General features: G+C 74.2%; 14 protein-coding genes and 1 pseudogene. 7 read left to right on the plus strand and 8 right to left on the minus strand.

Annotated features, from left to right (window positions below; translation table 11 throughout):
- Together SSNG_RS09590 and SSNG_RS09595 are read left to right on the plus strand one after the other, a co-directional pair.
- Window positions 1-1,101: DUF58 domain-containing protein (locus SSNG_RS09590; protein WP_007263620.1), on the plus strand; the 1,101-nt coding region annotated here is incomplete at its 5' end.
- Window positions 1,098-3,515: a DUF3488 and transglutaminase-like domain-containing protein gene (locus SSNG_RS09595; RefSeq protein ID WP_042800800.1), complete on the plus strand. Its 2,418-nt coding sequence runs from the start codon at window positions 1,098-1,100 to the stop codon at window positions 3,513-3,515. The genes SSNG_RS09590 and SSNG_RS09595, both read left to right, overlap by 4 nt.
- 442 nt (window positions 3,516-3,957) lie before the next feature.
- Here SSNG_RS09595 and SSNG_RS09600 read toward each other — a convergent pair whose 3' ends face one another.
- Genes SSNG_RS09600 through SSNG_RS09610 form a run of 3 tightly spaced genes read right to left on the minus strand, consistent with a single transcriptional unit; the run spans window position 3,958 to window position 7,755 of the window.
- Entirely contained in the window at window positions 3,958-4,584 is a 627-nt protein-coding gene (locus tag SSNG_RS09600; protein WP_042800801.1) for a TetR/AcrR family transcriptional regulator, read from the minus strand.
- Window positions 4,585-4,613: 29 nt separating this feature from the next.
- The gene (locus SSNG_RS09605; protein WP_007263623.1) at window positions 4,614-6,707 is read right to left on the minus strand and encodes a YhgE/Pip domain-containing protein; all 2,094 of its coding nucleotides are present in this window, start codon (window positions 6,705-6,707) and stop codon (window positions 4,614-4,616) included.
- Window positions 6,679-7,755: an ATP-binding cassette domain-containing protein gene (locus SSNG_RS09610; RefSeq protein ID WP_007263624.1), complete on the minus strand. Its 1,077-nt coding sequence runs from the start codon at window positions 7,753-7,755 to the stop codon at window positions 6,679-6,681. The genes SSNG_RS09605 and SSNG_RS09610 overlap by 29 nt, the downstream gene beginning before the upstream one ends.
- 193 nt (window positions 7,756-7,948) lie before the next feature.
- On the opposite strand from SSNG_RS09610, the gene SSNG_RS09615 reads away from it, so the two are divergent.
- From SSNG_RS09615 to SSNG_RS09635, 5 genes and pseudogenes are all read left to right on the plus strand, one after another.
- The gene (locus SSNG_RS09615) at window positions 7,949-8,431 is read left to right on the plus strand and encodes an SAV_6107 family HEPN domain-containing protein (RefSeq protein ID WP_007263625.1); all 483 of its coding nucleotides are present in this window, start codon (window positions 7,949-7,951) and stop codon (window positions 8,429-8,431) included.
- Window positions 8,432-8,506: 75 nt separating this feature from the next.
- Window positions 8,507-9,265 carry a methyltransferase gene (locus SSNG_RS09620; RefSeq protein WP_007263626.1) on the plus strand — a complete coding sequence of 253 codons (759 nt, stop codon included), beginning with the start codon at window positions 8,507-8,509 and terminating at the stop codon, window positions 9,263-9,265.
- 311 nt (window positions 9,266-9,576) lie between these two features.
- Complete coding sequence (locus tag SSNG_RS09625) at window positions 9,577-9,978, plus strand: DUF3040 domain-containing protein (protein WP_007263627.1); 402 nt, start codon at window positions 9,577-9,579, stop codon at window positions 9,976-9,978.
- Window positions 9,979-10,077: 99 nt separating this feature from the next.
- A complete protein-coding gene (locus tag SSNG_RS09630; RefSeq protein WP_042800803.1) occupies window positions 10,078-10,701 on the plus strand; it encodes a DUF4126 domain-containing protein in 624 nt (207 codons plus the stop codon).
- 31 nt (window positions 10,702-10,732) lie between these two features.
- Window positions 10,733-12,167, plus strand: a pseudogene (locus SSNG_RS09635) (NAD(P)/FAD-dependent oxidoreductase).
- 21 nt (window positions 12,168-12,188) lie between these two features.
- On the opposite strand, the gene SSNG_RS09640 reads toward SSNG_RS09635, so the two are convergent.
- The 5 genes from SSNG_RS09640 to SSNG_RS39300 form a co-directional block, all read right to left on the minus strand.
- Window positions 12,189-13,067 (minus strand): hypothetical protein, encoded by an 879-nt coding sequence (locus SSNG_RS09640; protein ID WP_007263630.1) that lies wholly within the window; start codon window positions 13,065-13,067, stop codon window positions 12,189-12,191.
- Between the two features lie 51 nt (window positions 13,068-13,118).
- Entirely contained in the window at window positions 13,119-14,033 is a 915-nt protein-coding gene (gene metF / locus SSNG_RS09645; RefSeq protein WP_007263631.1) for a methylenetetrahydrofolate reductase [NAD(P)H], read from the minus strand.
- Between the two features lie 87 nt (window positions 14,034-14,120).
- On the minus strand, window positions 14,121-14,759 hold the full coding sequence (gene thiE / locus SSNG_RS09650; RefSeq protein ID WP_007263632.1) for a thiamine phosphate synthase: 639 nt from the start codon (window positions 14,757-14,759) through the stop codon (window positions 14,121-14,123).
- A 77-nt stretch (window positions 14,760-14,836) separates the two neighbouring features.
- Window positions 14,837-15,202 carry an Rv2175c family DNA-binding protein gene (locus SSNG_RS09655; protein WP_042803199.1) on the minus strand — a complete coding sequence of 122 codons (366 nt, stop codon included), beginning with the start codon at window positions 15,200-15,202 and terminating at the stop codon, window positions 14,837-14,839.
- A gap of 157 nt (window positions 15,203-15,359) precedes the next feature.
- A partial coding sequence (locus SSNG_RS39300; RefSeq protein ID WP_277752162.1) for an oxidoreductase C-terminal domain-containing protein occupies window positions 15,360-15,507 on the minus strand: 148 nt, incomplete at its 5' end.

Consider the following 15,507-nt stretch of genomic DNA (forward strand, 5'->3'; position numbering starts at 1 on the left):
GGGTGCCCCGCTGGCGGGGAGGCCCGGGTACAGCTGCGGCTGGAGAACGTCTCCCGGGTCCCCACCGGACTGCTGATGCTCCAGGACCGGGTGCCCTACGTGCTCGGCCCGCGGCCCCGCTTCGTGCTGGACCGGGTCGAGTCCGGCGGCCGCCGCGAGGTCTCGTACCGCGTCCGCTCCGACCTGCGCGGCCGCTACCCCCTCGGCCCCCTCCAGCTGCGCCTGACCGACCCCTTCGGGCTGGTCGAGCTGACCCGCTCCTTCACCGCCTACGACACCCTCACCGTCGTCCCGCGCACCCAGCCCCTGCCCGCCGTCCGGATGACCGGCGAGGCCGGCGGCTACGGCGACGGCAGCCGCCGCTCGCTCGCGCTGGCCGGCGACGACGACGTGATCCCGCGCACCTACCGGCGCGGCGACGACCTGCGCCGGGTCCACTGGCGCTCCACCGCCCGCTACGGCGAGCTGATGGTGCGCCGAGAGGAACAGCCGCAGCGCACCAGGGCCACCGTCCTGCTGGACACCCGCGACCTCGCCTACGAGGGCGCCGGCCCCGACTCCGCATTCGAGTGGGCCGTGTCCGCCGCCGCCTCCACCCTGCTGCACGTCCTGGAGCAGGGGTTCTCGGTGCGGCTGCTGACCGACACCGGCGACTCGGTGCCCGGCGAGGGCGGCGGCGGCTTCTCCTCCGGCGGAACGGAGTCCGCCGAGGCGGCCGGGCTGATGATGGACACCCTCGCGGTCGTCGGCCACTCCGACGGCAGCGGACTGGGCCGCGCCTACGACGCGGTCCGCAGCGGCGGAGCGGGCCTGGCCTCCTCCGGCGGCGACGGCCTGCTCATCGCCTTCTTCGGCGACCTGGACGAGGAGCAGACCGAGATGGCGGCCCGGATGCGGCAGCGCAGCGCGGCCGCGGTGGCGTTCGTACTGGACTCCGCGACCTGGACCGGAGCGCCCTCGCGGGCGGAGGAGCGGCTGCGCAGGCTGCGGGACGCGGGCTGGACGGCGCTGGCCGTACCGCCCGGCGCCGCCTTCGCGGAACTGTGGCGGCAGGCCGGGAACGCTCCCCTCGGCCCGGAGACCTCCGGAGGCCGGGGATGAGCGGGCGCACGCGGGTGACGCTCTTCGGAATGCTGGCGACGCTGCTGACCTCCTGGTCTCTGGGCCCGCTGGTGGAGTCCTCCGGCTGGCTGCTCCAGGCGGCCGCGCTGCTCGGCGTACAGGCCGCGGTCGGCGCGGGCGGGCGGCGGGTGCCGCTGGCCCGGACGCTGACCGTGGCCGCTCAGCTGCTGGTCTCGCTGCTGCTGCTCGCGTTCCTCTTCGCGGGCAAGGCCGAGTCCGCCGGGAGCGGGCCGCTGTCCTTCCTGGTCACCGACTTCGGGGCGCTGTTCCAGCAGGGTGTGCGGGACGTGGGCGAGTTCGCCATACCGGCCCCGCTGACCGACGGCATCCGGCTGCTGCTGCTGGCCGGGGTGCTGGCGATCGGGCTGCTGGTGGACGTGCTCGCGGTGACGCTGCGGACCGCCGCGGCGGCCGGGCTGCCGCTGCTGGCGCTGTACTCGGTGGCCGCCGGGCTCTCCACCGGCCAGGGCGGCTCCTGGTTCGCCTTCCTGCTGGCCGGCGCGGGCTACCTGATGCTGCTGCTGTCGGAGGGCCGCGACCGGCTGGCCCAGTGGGGCCGGGTCTTCGGAGGCGCCCCGAGCTCCCGGGTGTCGGCGGCCTCCGGGTACGGCGGCGGCGCGGGTGGCGGCCGGGCCGTGGCGCCCGTGCGCTTCGGGCGCCGGATCGGCGTGGTCGCGCTGGGCGTGGCCGTGGCGGTGCCGGCCGTACTGCCCTCGCTCGGCGGCGGGCTGCTGGGGGGCCAGGGCGACGAGACGGGCGCCTCGGGCCGGGGCGGCGGCACCATCTCGGCGGTGAACCCGCTGGTCTCGCTGCAGAGCAGCCTGAACGCGCAGGACAACCGGGTGGTGCTGAAGTACCGCACGGACAGCCCCCAGCTCGGCGAGCAGTACCTGCGGATCCTGGCGCTGGACGAGTTCAACGGCGTCAAGTGGGAGGCCTCCGGGCGCCCGCTGACGGACGTGCCCGAGCGGCTGCCGAACCCGACGGGGCTCGGCGACCGGGTGCGCGAGGGCGCGGCCGAGGTGCGGACCTCCGTCTCGGCGGCCCAGACGTACGCCCAGCGCTACCTGCCGATGCCGTACCCGGCCACGCAGATCGACATCGCCGGCAAGTGGCGGTACGAGCCCGCCGGCCGGACCCTGGTCGGCGACCAGCTGGGCAAGGACCGCTTCCAGAACGTGCAGGGCGCGCAGTACACCGTACGCAGCCTGCTGCTGCGGCCCACGGCCGCGCAGCTCCAGGCCGCGCCGGCGCCGAACCCGCTGGTGCGGGAGGAGTACACGAAGCTGCCGGACAACCTCCCCCCGGTGGTGGCGGAGACGGCGCGGAAGGTCACCCAGGGCGCGCAGGACGACTACACGCGGGCCGTGCGGCTCCAGGACTTCTTCGCGGTGAACGGCGGCTTCCGCTACGACACCAAGGTGTCGTCGGGGACGGGCTCGCAGGCCATCGCCCGCTTCCTGGCGGACAAGGAGGGCTTCTGCGTCCACTTCGCCTTCTCGATGGCGGCGATGTCCCGCTCCCTGGGCATCCCGGCACGGGTGGCGGTCGGCTTCACCCCGGGCGAGAAGCAGGCCGACGGCAGCGTGAACGTCTCGATGCGCGACGCCCACGCGTGGCCCGAGCTGTACTTCGAGGGCGTGGGCTGGACCCGGTTCGAGCCGACGCCCCGCTCGGGCATCTCGCTGCCGGACTACAGCCGCCCCGAGGCCCCGGCCCCGCAGCCGTCCGCGCCCTCCGCGCTGCCCTCGTCGTCCGCGTCGGCCCCGGCGCCCATGCCCTCGCAGGCCGAGGCGTGCCCGCCCGAGCTGAAGAAGCTCGGCGAGTGCGGCGGGCCGGCCGCCCAGCAGGACACCGGCAAGGGCGCGGGCGGCTTCCCGCTGGGCGCGGTCCTCGGCTGGACCGGTGCCGCCCTGGCGGCCCTGGCGCTCCTGCTGCTGCCGCTGCTGTGGCGCCGGCGGGTCCGCGAGCGGCGGCTGGCCGCCCGGGACGTGCTGGCCGCCTGGCGGGAGCTCGGCGACAGCGCCTGGGACGTGGGCATCCCGCCCGACGAGGCGCTGTCGCCGCGCCGGGCCGCCGGCCGGGTCGTGGTCCTGGGCAAGCTGGACGGTGAACCCGCGCGGGCGGTGCACCGGGTCGCGGGCGCGGTGGAGCGGGCGCTGTACGCCCCGCCCGGCGCGGACGTCTCGTACCCGGAGCTGGCCGCCGACGTCCGGCTGGCCGGTACGGCCCTGCTGGCCGCCGTGGGCCGGTGGGCCCGGCTGCGCGCACTGCTGCTCCCCCGCTCGGGTGCCCGGGTCACCGCCGCCGCCTCGGTCCGCGCCGCCGACGCCTCGGCCCGCCTGTCCTCCCTGACGACCCGCCTCCGCATCCCCCTCCGGGGCCGCGGCTGACCTTCCACCGTTCCCAGGGGCTCCGCCCCAGACCCCGCGCCTCAAACGCCGGCGAGGCTGGGATTTTCCAGCCTCGCCGGCGTTTGAGGCGCGGGCGCGGTAGCGCCGTGTTGTGAGCCGCGCCCGGCGACTGAGGGCGAGAACGGTTGAAGGGCGGGGAGGGGCAAGCCCCGCGCAGCGGCCAAAGGAAAACGCCGGCGCGGCATGGGCTCGTTCCCCCCGAGCCCGCCGCACCGGCGTTCCGTTTCCCCCCGGCAAGTAGCCGGCCCGCTCCGCGGCCCCGTGTCCGCGGTGCGGGCCGGCCTGCCCTTGTCCCCGACCCCCAGTGTGATGTCCTCGCAGGTCGGAGCCCATCCGTACGCGTACTCATCTGTACGTCTAGGTACGGATACTCAGTTCTACGCCGCCGACAGGCGCCACCGGCACCGCCGACCGGGCGGAGTCAGCGGCTTCCGCTCACCCGTCCCCGCAGCAGCAGCGACAGCGCCGAGTGGACGTCGTCCAGGGACCGTTCGCGCTGGAAGGCCTGCCAGTCCAGCGCCGCCACCAGCACCATCCCGACCAGCGCGGCCGCCGTCAGCGGCACGTCGATCTCGGCGCTGAGCTCCCCGCGCTCCACGCCCTCCCGCAGCACCGACTCGACGACCGCCACCGCCTCGCCGCGCACCACCATCAGGGTGGACTGCCAGGCCCGGTTGGTGCGCCAGAGTTCGGCGACGTACAGCTGGGTGAAGGCCGGGTACCGGTCGATGAAGACCAGGCCCGCGCGGATCATCCCGTCGAGGGCCTCGATCCGGCTGCCGCCGCGCGCCTCGGTCTCGTCCGCGGCGGCCCGCAGCGAGGCGGTCAGCAGACCCACCCCGTGCCGCAGCAGCTCCTCGAAGAGCTCGGTCTTGCTCGCGAAGTTGTAGTACACGGTGCCCTTGGCCACGCCCGCCCGCTCGGCGATCTCGTCGACCGTGGTCGCGGAGAAGCCCTGTTCGGCGATCAGGGTGACGGCCGCCTCGTACAGCTTCTGCCGCGTGGCCTGCCGCCGGGCGCCGCCGGCGGTGGTGCTGCTGCTTTCCATGGCGCTGATTCTCACAGGTCAACAGCCCCTTACAGGCTCAGTTCGGGGTGCAGTCGGTCCATCGTCCACACCTGCTTGCCGCGTGCGGCGAGCGCGGTGAGGGCCAGGGCCCCGGCCGTGAAGGCGACCAGGACGGCGCAGCCCTGCCACACCGGGGTGAGGTCGCCGCCGGTGATCAGGCGGCGCAGGCTCTCGACGATGTACGACATCGGCAGGTACGGGTGGATGCCGTTGAAGAAGTCCGGGCTGGTCTGGACGGGGTAGGTGCCGCCGGCCGAGGTCAGCTGGAGCATCAGGACGGCGAGGACCAGGATGCGGCCGGCCGCACCGAACTTGGCGTTCAGCCACTGGATGATCGCCGCGAAGCAGGCGGTGACCAGCACCAGGAAGGCGATGGTCAGGGCCGGGTGGGCCATCTTCAGGCCCAGTCCCGGCGCCCAGTGCAGTACGGACATCAACGCGCCCACCTGCGCGGCGCCGAGCCCGACCACGGGCAGCCAGCCCGCGACGGCGATCCGCCAGGGCGAGGCCCCGGCGGCCAGGGCCCGCTTGTTCATGGGGGCGATCAGCATGTAGGCGACCATCGCACCGACCCAGAGGGACAGGGGGATGAAGTACGGGGCGAAGCCGGTGCCGTAGTTGGGCGCCTTGTGCAGGGCCTGGTTGGCGAGCTGCACCGGGTCGGCCATGACCTGCGTCCGGGCGTCGCGCTGCCGCTGGTCGTAGTCCGGGATCTTGCCGACGCCGTCGTGGAGGCCGCCGGCCAGCTGCCCGCTGCCGTCGACGAGCTTGACCATGCCGCCGCCCAGCTGCTGCGCACCGTCGCCGAGCTTGCCGACGCCCTCGCCCAGCTTGCCGGAGCCGCCGGCCGCGGTGCCGATGCCCTTGTGCAGCTCGACCACGCCGGCGGCGACCTTGTGGGCGCCGTCGTTGAGGGCGTTGGCCTGGGCGACGGCCGCGTCGAGGTCGCCGGCCAGCGCGGGGGCCTTGACGGCGAGTTCGCGGGCCTTGTTCTCCAGGTCGGTCAGCTGGTCCTTGAGCTTGGTGACGTCGCCCCTGGAGTTGCCGAGGACGGTGTTCACGTCGCCCGTCAGCAGGGCGGCCTGGGCCGCGTCGTCCTTGATCTTCTTCTGCAGGTCGCAGAAGCCGGCGGGCAGCCGGGGGTCGGGCTTGACGCAGTACCGGGTGTAGTTGGAGTCGGCGAGGCCCGAGACCTGCTTGGTGATCGCGGCGGCGGCAGGGGCCTTCTCGACGGCCTTGTCGAGGTGGCTGTTGACGACCTTCGCGGTGTCGGCGACCAGCTTGGCGGTGTCCGCCAGGTTCTTGGGGTCCTTGACGAAGGGGCGGGCCTTGTCGGCGGCGCCGTTGACCACGTCGGCGACCTTCTGGGTGCCGTCCGCGACCTGCCGGGAGCCGGTCTCCAGCTTGGCGGCGCCCTCGTTGAGCTTCTTCAGGCCCCCGGTGAGCTCGCCGGTCTTCTCCTTGGCGGTGTCGAGGCCGTCGGCGAGGTCCTGCGCGCCCTGCTGGGCCTTGTCCGCGCCGTCCTTGAGCTTGTCGGCGCCGTCGGCGGCCTCGGCGGTCTTGTCGTGCAGGTCGGAGAAGGAGACGAAGATCTTGTCGAGGAACTTGCGGGACGCCTTGGTGGAGGCGGCCGAGCGGACCTCGGAGAAGACGGTGCGCGAGATCGAGCCGACGATGTAGTTGTTGGCGTCGTTCGTGCGGACCTGGAGGGCCCCGGTGGTCGGGTCGGCGCCGCCGCTGGAGGCGATCTTCTCGCTGAAGTCGGCGGGCATGGTCAGGGAGAGGAAGTACGTCCCGTCCTCCAGGCCCTCGGCCGCCTCCTCCGCGCTGACCTCGCGCCAGTCGAAGGTCTTGCGCTCGCGCAGGTTGCGGGTGATCTCGCCGCCGACGTCGAGGTGCTCGCCGCCCACGTCGGCGCCCTTGTCGGCGTTGACGAGGGCGACGGGCACCTTGTCGAGGCGGCTGTAGGGGTCCCAGAACGACCAGAGGTACAGGGCCCCGTACAGCAGGGGCAGCAGGAGCAGCGCGACGAGGGCGGCCCGGGGAAGCTTCCCCCGCCCGAACCGCTTCAGCTCAAGCGCGGCCAGTTTCGGCGAGCGCATCGTCCGTCCCCTTCTCGTCGTCGTCGTTGTCGGTGGTGGTAGCGGCGGCCGGCCCGGCGTGCTCCGGCTTCTGCGGCTCCGGCTCGTCGCGCTCTGGCTCGCCGCGCTCGGACTCGCCGCGCTCGGGCTTGCCCGGCTCGGACTTGTCCGGTTCGGGCTTGTCCGGTTCGGGCTCGTCCGGCCGGGGCTTCTGCGGCTCGGGCCGCGCGGCAGCGGGGGCGGCGGGGTCCGTGTCGTTGCCCGGGGGCAGGCCCCAGGTGATCTTCGGGCCGTCGGCGCCCGGGCCGGCCGGCCGGGCGGGCGCGGCGGCGGCCTTCCCCGTGTGCTTGCCGGTCTGCGGCTTCGCGGCGGCGGCCGCACCGGTGCGCAGCACCGTCACGCCCTCCGGGGCCTCGCTGCACACCGCGAGGACGGTCGTCCCGCGGTCGGCGACCGAGCGGAGCAGGGCCCAGGCCTCGGCGCGTTCGGCGCCCGAGAGCTTGAGGTCGAGGTCGTCGAGGGCCAGCAGCCGGGGGCCGCCCAGCAGGGCGATGGCCACGGACAGCCGTACGGCCTCCAGGCGTTCCAGGTCGCGGACGGAGGTCCGCTCCCCCTTGGGCAGGGTGGCGGGGTCCAGTCCGACGGCGGCCAGGGCCTCGTCGATCCGGGTCCGGGCGGTGGCGCGGCGGTCGCCGCGCGGGCGCAGCAGGGCCCGCAGCGGGGCGTCGTAGCGCCGCTGGAGCATGGCTCCCTCGCGGAGCTGCTCGGCGACGGTGAGGGCCTGGTCGAGGTCGTTGACGCCGGGGACCGGGCCGAGGGCGGTGATCCGGCGGACCGCGGCCATCTTCTTCGGGAGCCGGTGGCGGCCGATCTCGGCGTGGCCTTCGGTGGCCTTCATCCGCCCGGTGAGGGCGAGGAGCAGGCAGGTCCGGCCGCTGCCGGAGGGGCCTTCGAGGGCGATGAGCGATCCGGGAGCCGCGTCGACCCCCACGTCGCGGAACACCCAGCCGCGCGGGCCCTTGAGTCCGAAGCCCTCGGCCTTGACGGCGGCGCCGTGCGGGCTGTCCACGCCCCTCCCCCTCCTTTTGAACTGACCAGTCAGTTCAAAAGCTAGCAGGTCCGGGAGCGGGCCGCTGACGTTCGGGCCACATCCGGGGAAACCCGCAGGTCAGCGCGATTGTCAGTGGGGGCCGTCACGATGGAGGCACGAACGCAGACACACGGCAGCACGCCGAGCACCACGCAACGACAGGAGGTTCGTCATGGCCACACCGTCCCCGTCCCCTGTCCACCCCGTCCCGTGCAGGACGTCCGCCCCGCCGGCCGCCCTCGACCTGCTCGCCAAGGCCCGCAGCGGCCTGGCCGAGGCGGCCCTGCTGCCCCGGCCCAACGAGCGGTACGCCACCGCCCACCTGGCCGCGCTGCGCACGGCCGCGGCCGTGCTCGCCGCGCGCGGGCGGCCCGAACCGGTGAACCCCCGGCGGCGGCCCCGGATCCGCAGCGCGTGGGAGGTCCTGCCGGAGATAGCGCCGGAGCTGACCGAGTGGAGCGCGCTGTTCGCCTCGGGCGCGGCCCGCCGGGCCCGGGCCGAGGCGGGGATACCGGACGCGGCGAGCGGCCGGGACGCGGACGACCTCGTACGGGAGGCGGGGATGTTCCTGCGGCTGGTCGAGCGGATGCTCGCCCTGCAGCCCGTGGCGCAGCCCCTGCCGCAACCCCGCCCGGAGCGTCCGGACGCCGGATGAGCTGGCGGGTCGGCTGAGGCAATAGGGTGGGGCACGCACCGCCCCACCCCATTTCGCGCCGAGGAGCCATCAGCCGTGTCGGACACTTCCCGCCCCCGCGCCTCCCTCCGCACCGCCGTGGTGTGGGAGGTCCTCAAGGAGGCCCTCGACCGCCGGGTGAAGGCGACCGGGCGGGAGACGCTGGAGGTGCTGGACACCGGCGGCGGCACCGGAAAGTTCGCCGTGCCGGTGGCCCGCCTGGGCCACCGCGTGACCGTGGTCGACCCCAGCCCGAACGCGCTGTTCGGGCTGGAGCGCCGGGTCGCCGAGGCCGGCGTCGCCGACCTGGTGCGCGGCGTCCAGGGCGACGCGCAGGGCCTGCTGGACGTCGTCGAGCGGGACGCGTACGACGTGGTGCTCTGCCACGGCGTGCTGGAGTACGTGGACGACCCGGCCGAGGGCGTGGCCAACGCCGTCGCCGCCCTGCGCCCCGGCGGCATCCTCAGCCTGCTCGGCGCCGGCGTCGGCGGGGCCGTGCTGGCGCGGGCGCTCGCCGGGCACTTCACGGAGGCCCGCACCGCCCTCACCGACCCGGCCGGGCGCTGGGGCTCCGGCGACCCGGTGCCGCGCCGCTTCACCGCCGAGCAGCTGAGTGCCCTGGTCGGGGACGCCGGCCTGGAGGTCGGCGCGGTCCACGGCGTGCGCGTCTTCGCCGACCTCGTCCCCGGGGTCCTCGTGGACACCGAGCCCGGTGCGGTGGACGCGCTGCTGCGTCTGGAGGAGGCCGCCGCCGAGCTGCCCGCCTTCCACGCGGTGGCCACGCAGCTGCACGTCCTGGGCGAGAAGCCCGCCTGATCTGCGGGCTTGCTCGGACGGGCTTCCGGCGGATCCCCCTCCCTTCCGGCGCGCCGACCCGTATGATCGGGTGAACCGGTCGGCATGGCGGACTGCTCATTGGGGAATAAGCGCCTCAATGACCGCCTTGGCGCCGGTACGTTCGAAGCACCCGTTCGTTCGGCACCGGGTCCGGCTCGCTGGATTCGCCTGGCACGGCGGTTTGCAGAATGTGGCGTAGAGGGCGGGTATCACGGGGGCGATTCCCCGCCTATCCTGAAGGGGACCCCTGGTCGCTACCCCCCCGCGACCGACGGATGAGGAGGACTCCCGTGCCGCTCTCGGAGCACGAGCAGCGAATGCTCGAGCAGATGGAGCGAGCGCTGTACGCCGAAGACCCCAAGTTCGCGACAGCGCTTGAGGGCAGTGGACTGCGCACGTACACCCGACGACGGGTATACCAGGCAGTCGTAGGCATTGTGGTGGGTATCGCGCTCCTCATGACTGGTGTGATCTGGCAGGAAGTGCTCTGGATCAGCGTGGTGGGATTCCTCGTCATGCTGGCCTGTACGGTCCTCGTGGTCACCGGTTGGCGCAAGGCACCCAAGCCCGGCGAGCAGCCCGTCTCCGGAAGTGCCGGCGGTTCGGCCCGTGGCCGCAACCGGCAGCGTCGGTCGATGATGAACCGCATCGAGGAACGGTGGCAGCGCCGCCGTGACGAACAGGGGCAGTAGCCCCGCACACTCCGTCGGTGAGGGGACGGCCGCGCGACCGCGGCCGTCGCCTCACCGTTTCCGCCCGCCCGATCGCCCGCGCTGCGGCATGCTGATCAGATGAGTGTCCTCCCCCTGGTCTTCACCAGCGGCTGGGCCAGCGGGATCAACGCCTACGCCGTGGTCCTGCTGCTCGGCGTCTTCGGCGCGACCGGCCTGTCCGACGAGGTCCCCGCCTCGCTCCAGCGCACCGACGTCCTGATCGCCGCGGCCGTGCTGTTCCTGTGCGAGGCCGTGGCGGACAAGATCCCGTACGTGGACTCCCTGTGGGACACCGTCCACACCGTGATCCGGCCCGTCGCCGGAGCGGTGATCGGCGCACTCCTGGCCGGGCAGAGCGGATCGCTCTCCGACCTCGCCGCCGGGGCGGTCGGCGGTTCCACCGCGCTGGCCAGCCATTTCGTCAAGGCCGGCACCAGGATGGCGGTCAACACCTCCCCCGAGCCGTTCAGCAACATCGTGCTGAGCACCGCCGAGGACCTCGGCGTGGGCGGCATCGTCACCTTCGCCATGTTCAACCCGCAGGCGGCCTCGGTCATCGCGGCCGTACTGCTGCTCATCGGCCTGACCCTGATCGTCTTCCTCTGGAGCCGGATCCGACGCTTCCGCCGACGGCGGGCCCAGCGCCGCGAGGAGAAACGCCTCGCCGCCGCCCGGACGGCCGGCGGGGCACCGCCCGGCTGAGCGGAAGGACTCGCTCGATAGGCTCAGCGCCATGGCAAGAATTGCGGTGATCGGCGCCGGCATGGGCGCGATGGCGACGGCGGCCCGGCTGGCCGTGGCGGGCCACCAGGTGACGGTGTACGAGCGCGGGACCACGTACGGGGGTGCCGTCGGCCGGTACGAGCGCGACGGCTTCGCCTTCGACACCGGACCCGGGCTGCTGCACCTGCCCGCCGTCTACCGCGACCTGTTCGTGAAGACCGGCAAGCGGCCGCTGGAGGACTGCGTCGACATGGTCCAGCTGGACCCCGCGGTCCGGCACGTCCTGGACGGCACCGCCGTCACCCTCCCCGGCGCCTCCCGGGGCGGGGTGGCCACCGCCCTCGACGAGGCCTTCGGCGCCGGCGCGGGCGAACGCTGGAACGACCTCCTGGGCCGGGCCCGCGACACCTGGGACGCCACCCGCCGCCCCCTGCTGGAGGAGCCCCTGCGCAGCGACTGGCAGGTGCTGGGCCGCGACCCGTACCCGGCGCTGCGCGGCAGCGGCCTGCTGCGCCGCCGTCCGCCCACGCTGGCCGAGGTCGCCCGGCGCGAGCTCGGCGGCGGCCTCGGCGAGCTGCTGGCCGGCCGGGTCCTGGCGTACGGGCTGGACCCCGACGCGGTGCCCGCCGCCGCGGCCGCGCTGCCGTACATGGAGCAGACCTTCGGCAGCTGGTACGTGCGCGGCGGCATGCGGGAGCTGGCCACCGCCGTCTACGAGCGCTGCCGGGAACGGAAGGTGGAGTTCGTCTTCGGCGGCGACGTGCGCTCGGTGCTGACCCGCGACGGCAGGGCGGCCGGGGTACGGCTGGCCGACGGCACCGAGGCCGCCGCCGACCAGGTCGTCTGCGGCATCGACCCGAGGCAGCTGCCGGGCGGCTCCGTGCCCCGGCCGCGCGGCGGCGTACCGGCCCAGGGCGGCGAGGCGCCCGGGCGGCTGACCCTGCTGCTGGCCCTGAGCGGCGCCCGCCCGGCGGACGCCGTTCCACCGCACGCTGGTGCACTCCCTCGGCACGGCCGGCGTCCGGCTGGTCACGGTGCTGCGCCCCGACGACCCCGCCACCCGGCCCGACGCGGGCCACGAGGCGGTCACCGTGAGCGCCGTGTGCGGCCCCGCGGGCGGGGCACCGGTCCCGGACCCGGAGAAGCTGCTGGACCTCGCCGCACGGGCCGTCCCCGGGCTGCGCGAGCGGCTGCTGTGGCAGGAGGTGCGCACCCCGGAGGACGTGGAGGCGGCCACGGGCGCGTGCGGCGGCTCGGTGCCGGCGCCCGCGCTGCCCGGTGACGGCGGCCGGATGCTGTACCCGGCGAACACGACGGCGCTGCCCGGGCTGTACCTCGCGGGCGGCTGGGCGCATCCCGGCGGCGGGCTCGCGCACGCCGGGATGACGGGGGCCCTGGTGGCCGGGCTGATCGTGGAGGGGGCGGAGTTCCGGGGCTCGCAGTGAGCCCCGGCCCGCCGGGCCCCGTCAGTGGCGGTACTGGCCGCCGTACTCCCCGCCGCCGTTGCCGGGGTACGGGTACGGGTACTCCTGCGGCTGCTGCGGGTCCTGCTCCGGGTAGGGCTGCTGCGGGGCGGCGTCGGTGGCGCGCTGCTGCGGGACCCAGACCCCGCCGGGCGGGGTGTCCATGGAGTACTGCTGCTGGGCCGGGTCGGCGTAGGGCGGGTAGGCCGCGCCGTCGTAGGGCGGGGCCGGGGAGACCTCGCCGCCGGTGCCGATGTACGGGTCCGAGTAGGCGGCGTAGACCTGCTGCTCGCCCCCGGGGTAGTAGCCGCCCTGGCCCTGCTGCTGGTCGTAGTAGGCCGCGTACTGGTGGGCGTCCTGCTCGGCCGTGGTGTACGGCGAGGCGAAGGGGGTGTCGGCGCCGGGCTGCTGCGGCTGCTGGGGGACGAAGCTCTGTATCCCGTACGAGCCGGTCTCCTCGGGCACCGGCTGCGGGGTGAACACCGGGTCGTGGGAGCCGGTGTCGGGGCCCCCGTCCTGGTCGGCGTACTCCAGCCCGGTGACCTCCAGCGCGGGCTCCGGGGCCGGTGCGCCCCCGGAGCGGCGGCGTCTGCTCTGCGCCGGTGCCTCGCCCGGTGCGGGCCGTCCGCCCCGGCGCAGTGCCCAGCCGGCCACGAAGCCCTTGCGGAAGGACAGCGTGACGAGGGTCTGGCCGACGGCGAACGCGGTCGCACCCACGGCGATCACGAGCACCGACGGCAATATCACCCCGGCCACCACCCCGACGAAGCCGGTGAAGGCGAGCAGGCGCCAGCGCAGCCGGGCCTTGTACTGCATCAGGACCTCGGCAAGCAGCCACAACGCGACGATGCCGAACGCGATGTAGAGGACCGTCATTCCCATGCAAGGCCCCTCTCGGTACGGCCGCCCGCGCGGGAAGGAGGAGACGGCCGGTCAGGCCCGCTGGTGCAGGCCCAGGTTCTCGTAGATTTCGAGGGTCGCCGTGGAATTGTTCAGCGTGATGAAGTGCAGTCCCGGAACACCCTCGGACAGCAGCCTCGCGCAGAACTCCGTGGCGAACTCGATGCCAATGGAGCGTACAGCGGCCGGATCGTCCTTGACGGCGAGCATGCGTTCTTTGACCGCGTCGGGGAAGACCGCGGTGCTCAGTTGCGGCAGCCGGTCGAGCTGCTTGATGCCCACAACAGGCATGACCTCGGGGATGATCGGGGTTTCGCAGCCCGCTTTGGCGACGCTGTCGCGAAGCCTCAGATAATTCTCGGGATCGAAGAACATCTGGGTGATGGCGTAGTCCGCGCCGGCGCGGCACTTGTCCACGAAGTGCCGGATGTCCGTGTCCCAGTCCTCCGAGCGCGGGTGCATCTCGGGGAAGGCGGCGACGCCGACGCAGAAGTCGCCGGACTCCTTGAGCAGGCGCACCAGATCGGCCGCGTAGTCGACGCCCTCGGGGTGCCGGACCCAGGGGCCCATGGGGTCGCCCGGCGGGTCGCCGCGCAGCGCGAGCATGTTGCGGATGCCTGCGTCGGCGAACTGGCCGATGACGTGGCGCAGCTCGGCGACGGAGTGGTCCACCGCGGTCAGGTGCGCGACGGGCGTCAGGGTGGTGTCGGAGGCGATCTGCTGGGTGGCGCGGACGGTGCCGCCCCGGGTGGAGCCGCCGGCGCCGTACGTGACGGAGACGAAGCTCGGGGAGACCGCCTCGATGCGGCGGAGGGCGTTCCAGAGGTTGCGCTCGCCCTTCTCGGTCTTGGGAGCCCAGAACTCGAAGGAGTACGAGGCTCCGGACGCGAGGAGGTCGCGGACCGTGTGTGCACGGTCCGACCAGGTGGAAGCGGTACCAAGGGCCATACGGGCAGGTTAGACGCGCCCCGGCGGACACCGAAGCGCTGTCCACAAGATGGACAGATTTTTGGACACCCCGCGCGGTCGGCCCCGTCAGCCGAGGCGTGCGCGGACCCGCTTGGCGAGCTCGGCGGCGGCCGCACCGGGGTCGGTGGCCTCGGTGATGGCCCGGACGACCACGACACGGGTGGCGCCGGCGTCCAGGACCTCGTCCAGGTTGCCGCCGTCGATGCCGCCGATGGCGAACCACGGGCGGTCCTGGGCGAGGGAGGCCGTGTACCGGACCAGGTCGAGGCCGGGGGCGTGGCGGCCGGGCTTGGTGGGGGTGGGCCAGCAGGGGCCGGTGCAGAAGTAGTCCACTCCGGGCTCGGCGACGGCGGCGTCCACCTCGGACTCGGCGTGGCAGGAGCGGCCGATCAGGACCCCGTCGCCGAGGATGGCGCGGGCTGCGGGGACGGGGATGTCTCCCTGGCCGAGGTGCAGGACGTCGGAGCCGATGGCGTGCGCGACGTCGGCGCGGTCGTTGACGGCGAGGAGCTTGCCGTGACGGCGGGCGGCCTCGGCGAAGACCCGGAGGTGGTCGAGCTCCTCGCCCGCCTCCATGCCCTTGTCGCGGAGCTGGACGATGTCGACGCCGCCGGCCAGGACGGCGTCCAGGAACTCGGGGAGGTCGCCCTGCCGCTTGCGTGCGTCCGTGCACAGGTAGAGCCGGGCGTCGGACAGCTGCTGCATGGGAGGTACCCCCCTGGTGGTGACGGTGTGCGGGCGGGCCGAGGTTACCCGGCCCGCCGCATCCGTGGGTCAGCCGGTCAGAGGGCGAGCGCCTGGGCGCGGCGCTTCACCTCCGTACCGCGGTTCTCCCGCAGCGCCTGCACGGGGGTGCCGGGCAGGGAGGGGTCCTCGGTGAAGAGCCATTCCAGCATCTCCTCGTCGGAGAAGCGGTCGTCTCGCAGTACGGTCAGCAGTCCGACGAGGCCCTTGACGACCTTGTCGCCGTCGATGAACTGCGCCGGCACCTGCAGGGCGCGGTTCTCGCCCCGCCGTACGGCGATCAGCTGCCCTTCCTTGACCATCTGGCGGACCCGGGTCACCTCGATGTCGAGCATCTCCGCGATGTCGGGGAGGTACAGCCAGGAGGGGACAAGGGCGTCGATCTTTGCGTCAATCTCGGTCACGGGCACAAGCCTGCCACTTCGGACGGGCGGCCGGTACCCGGCCCCGTCCGTCCGGGTCCGGGCCGGGGGGCCGGACGGGTCGGGGCGGCGGGCCGGAGGGGTCCGGGCGGCGGGCCGGACGGGTCCGGGCGGCGGGCCCGGCCGGCTCCGCGAGGCGTCAGGCCAGGGCCGACTTCAGCGGAACGGACGGGTCCGCGACCTTGGCGGGGTCCACGGCCGCACCGGTCTCGATCAGCTTGCGGCCCTGCGCCAGGTCTCGGGGGCGGCCCACGGCCAGCACGGCGGGCCAGCGCGCCCCCGCGCAG

This window comes from Streptomyces sp. C (assembly GCF_000158895.1).
GTDB lineage: Bacteria > Actinomycetota > Actinomycetes > Streptomycetales > Streptomycetaceae > Streptomyces > Streptomyces racemochromogenes.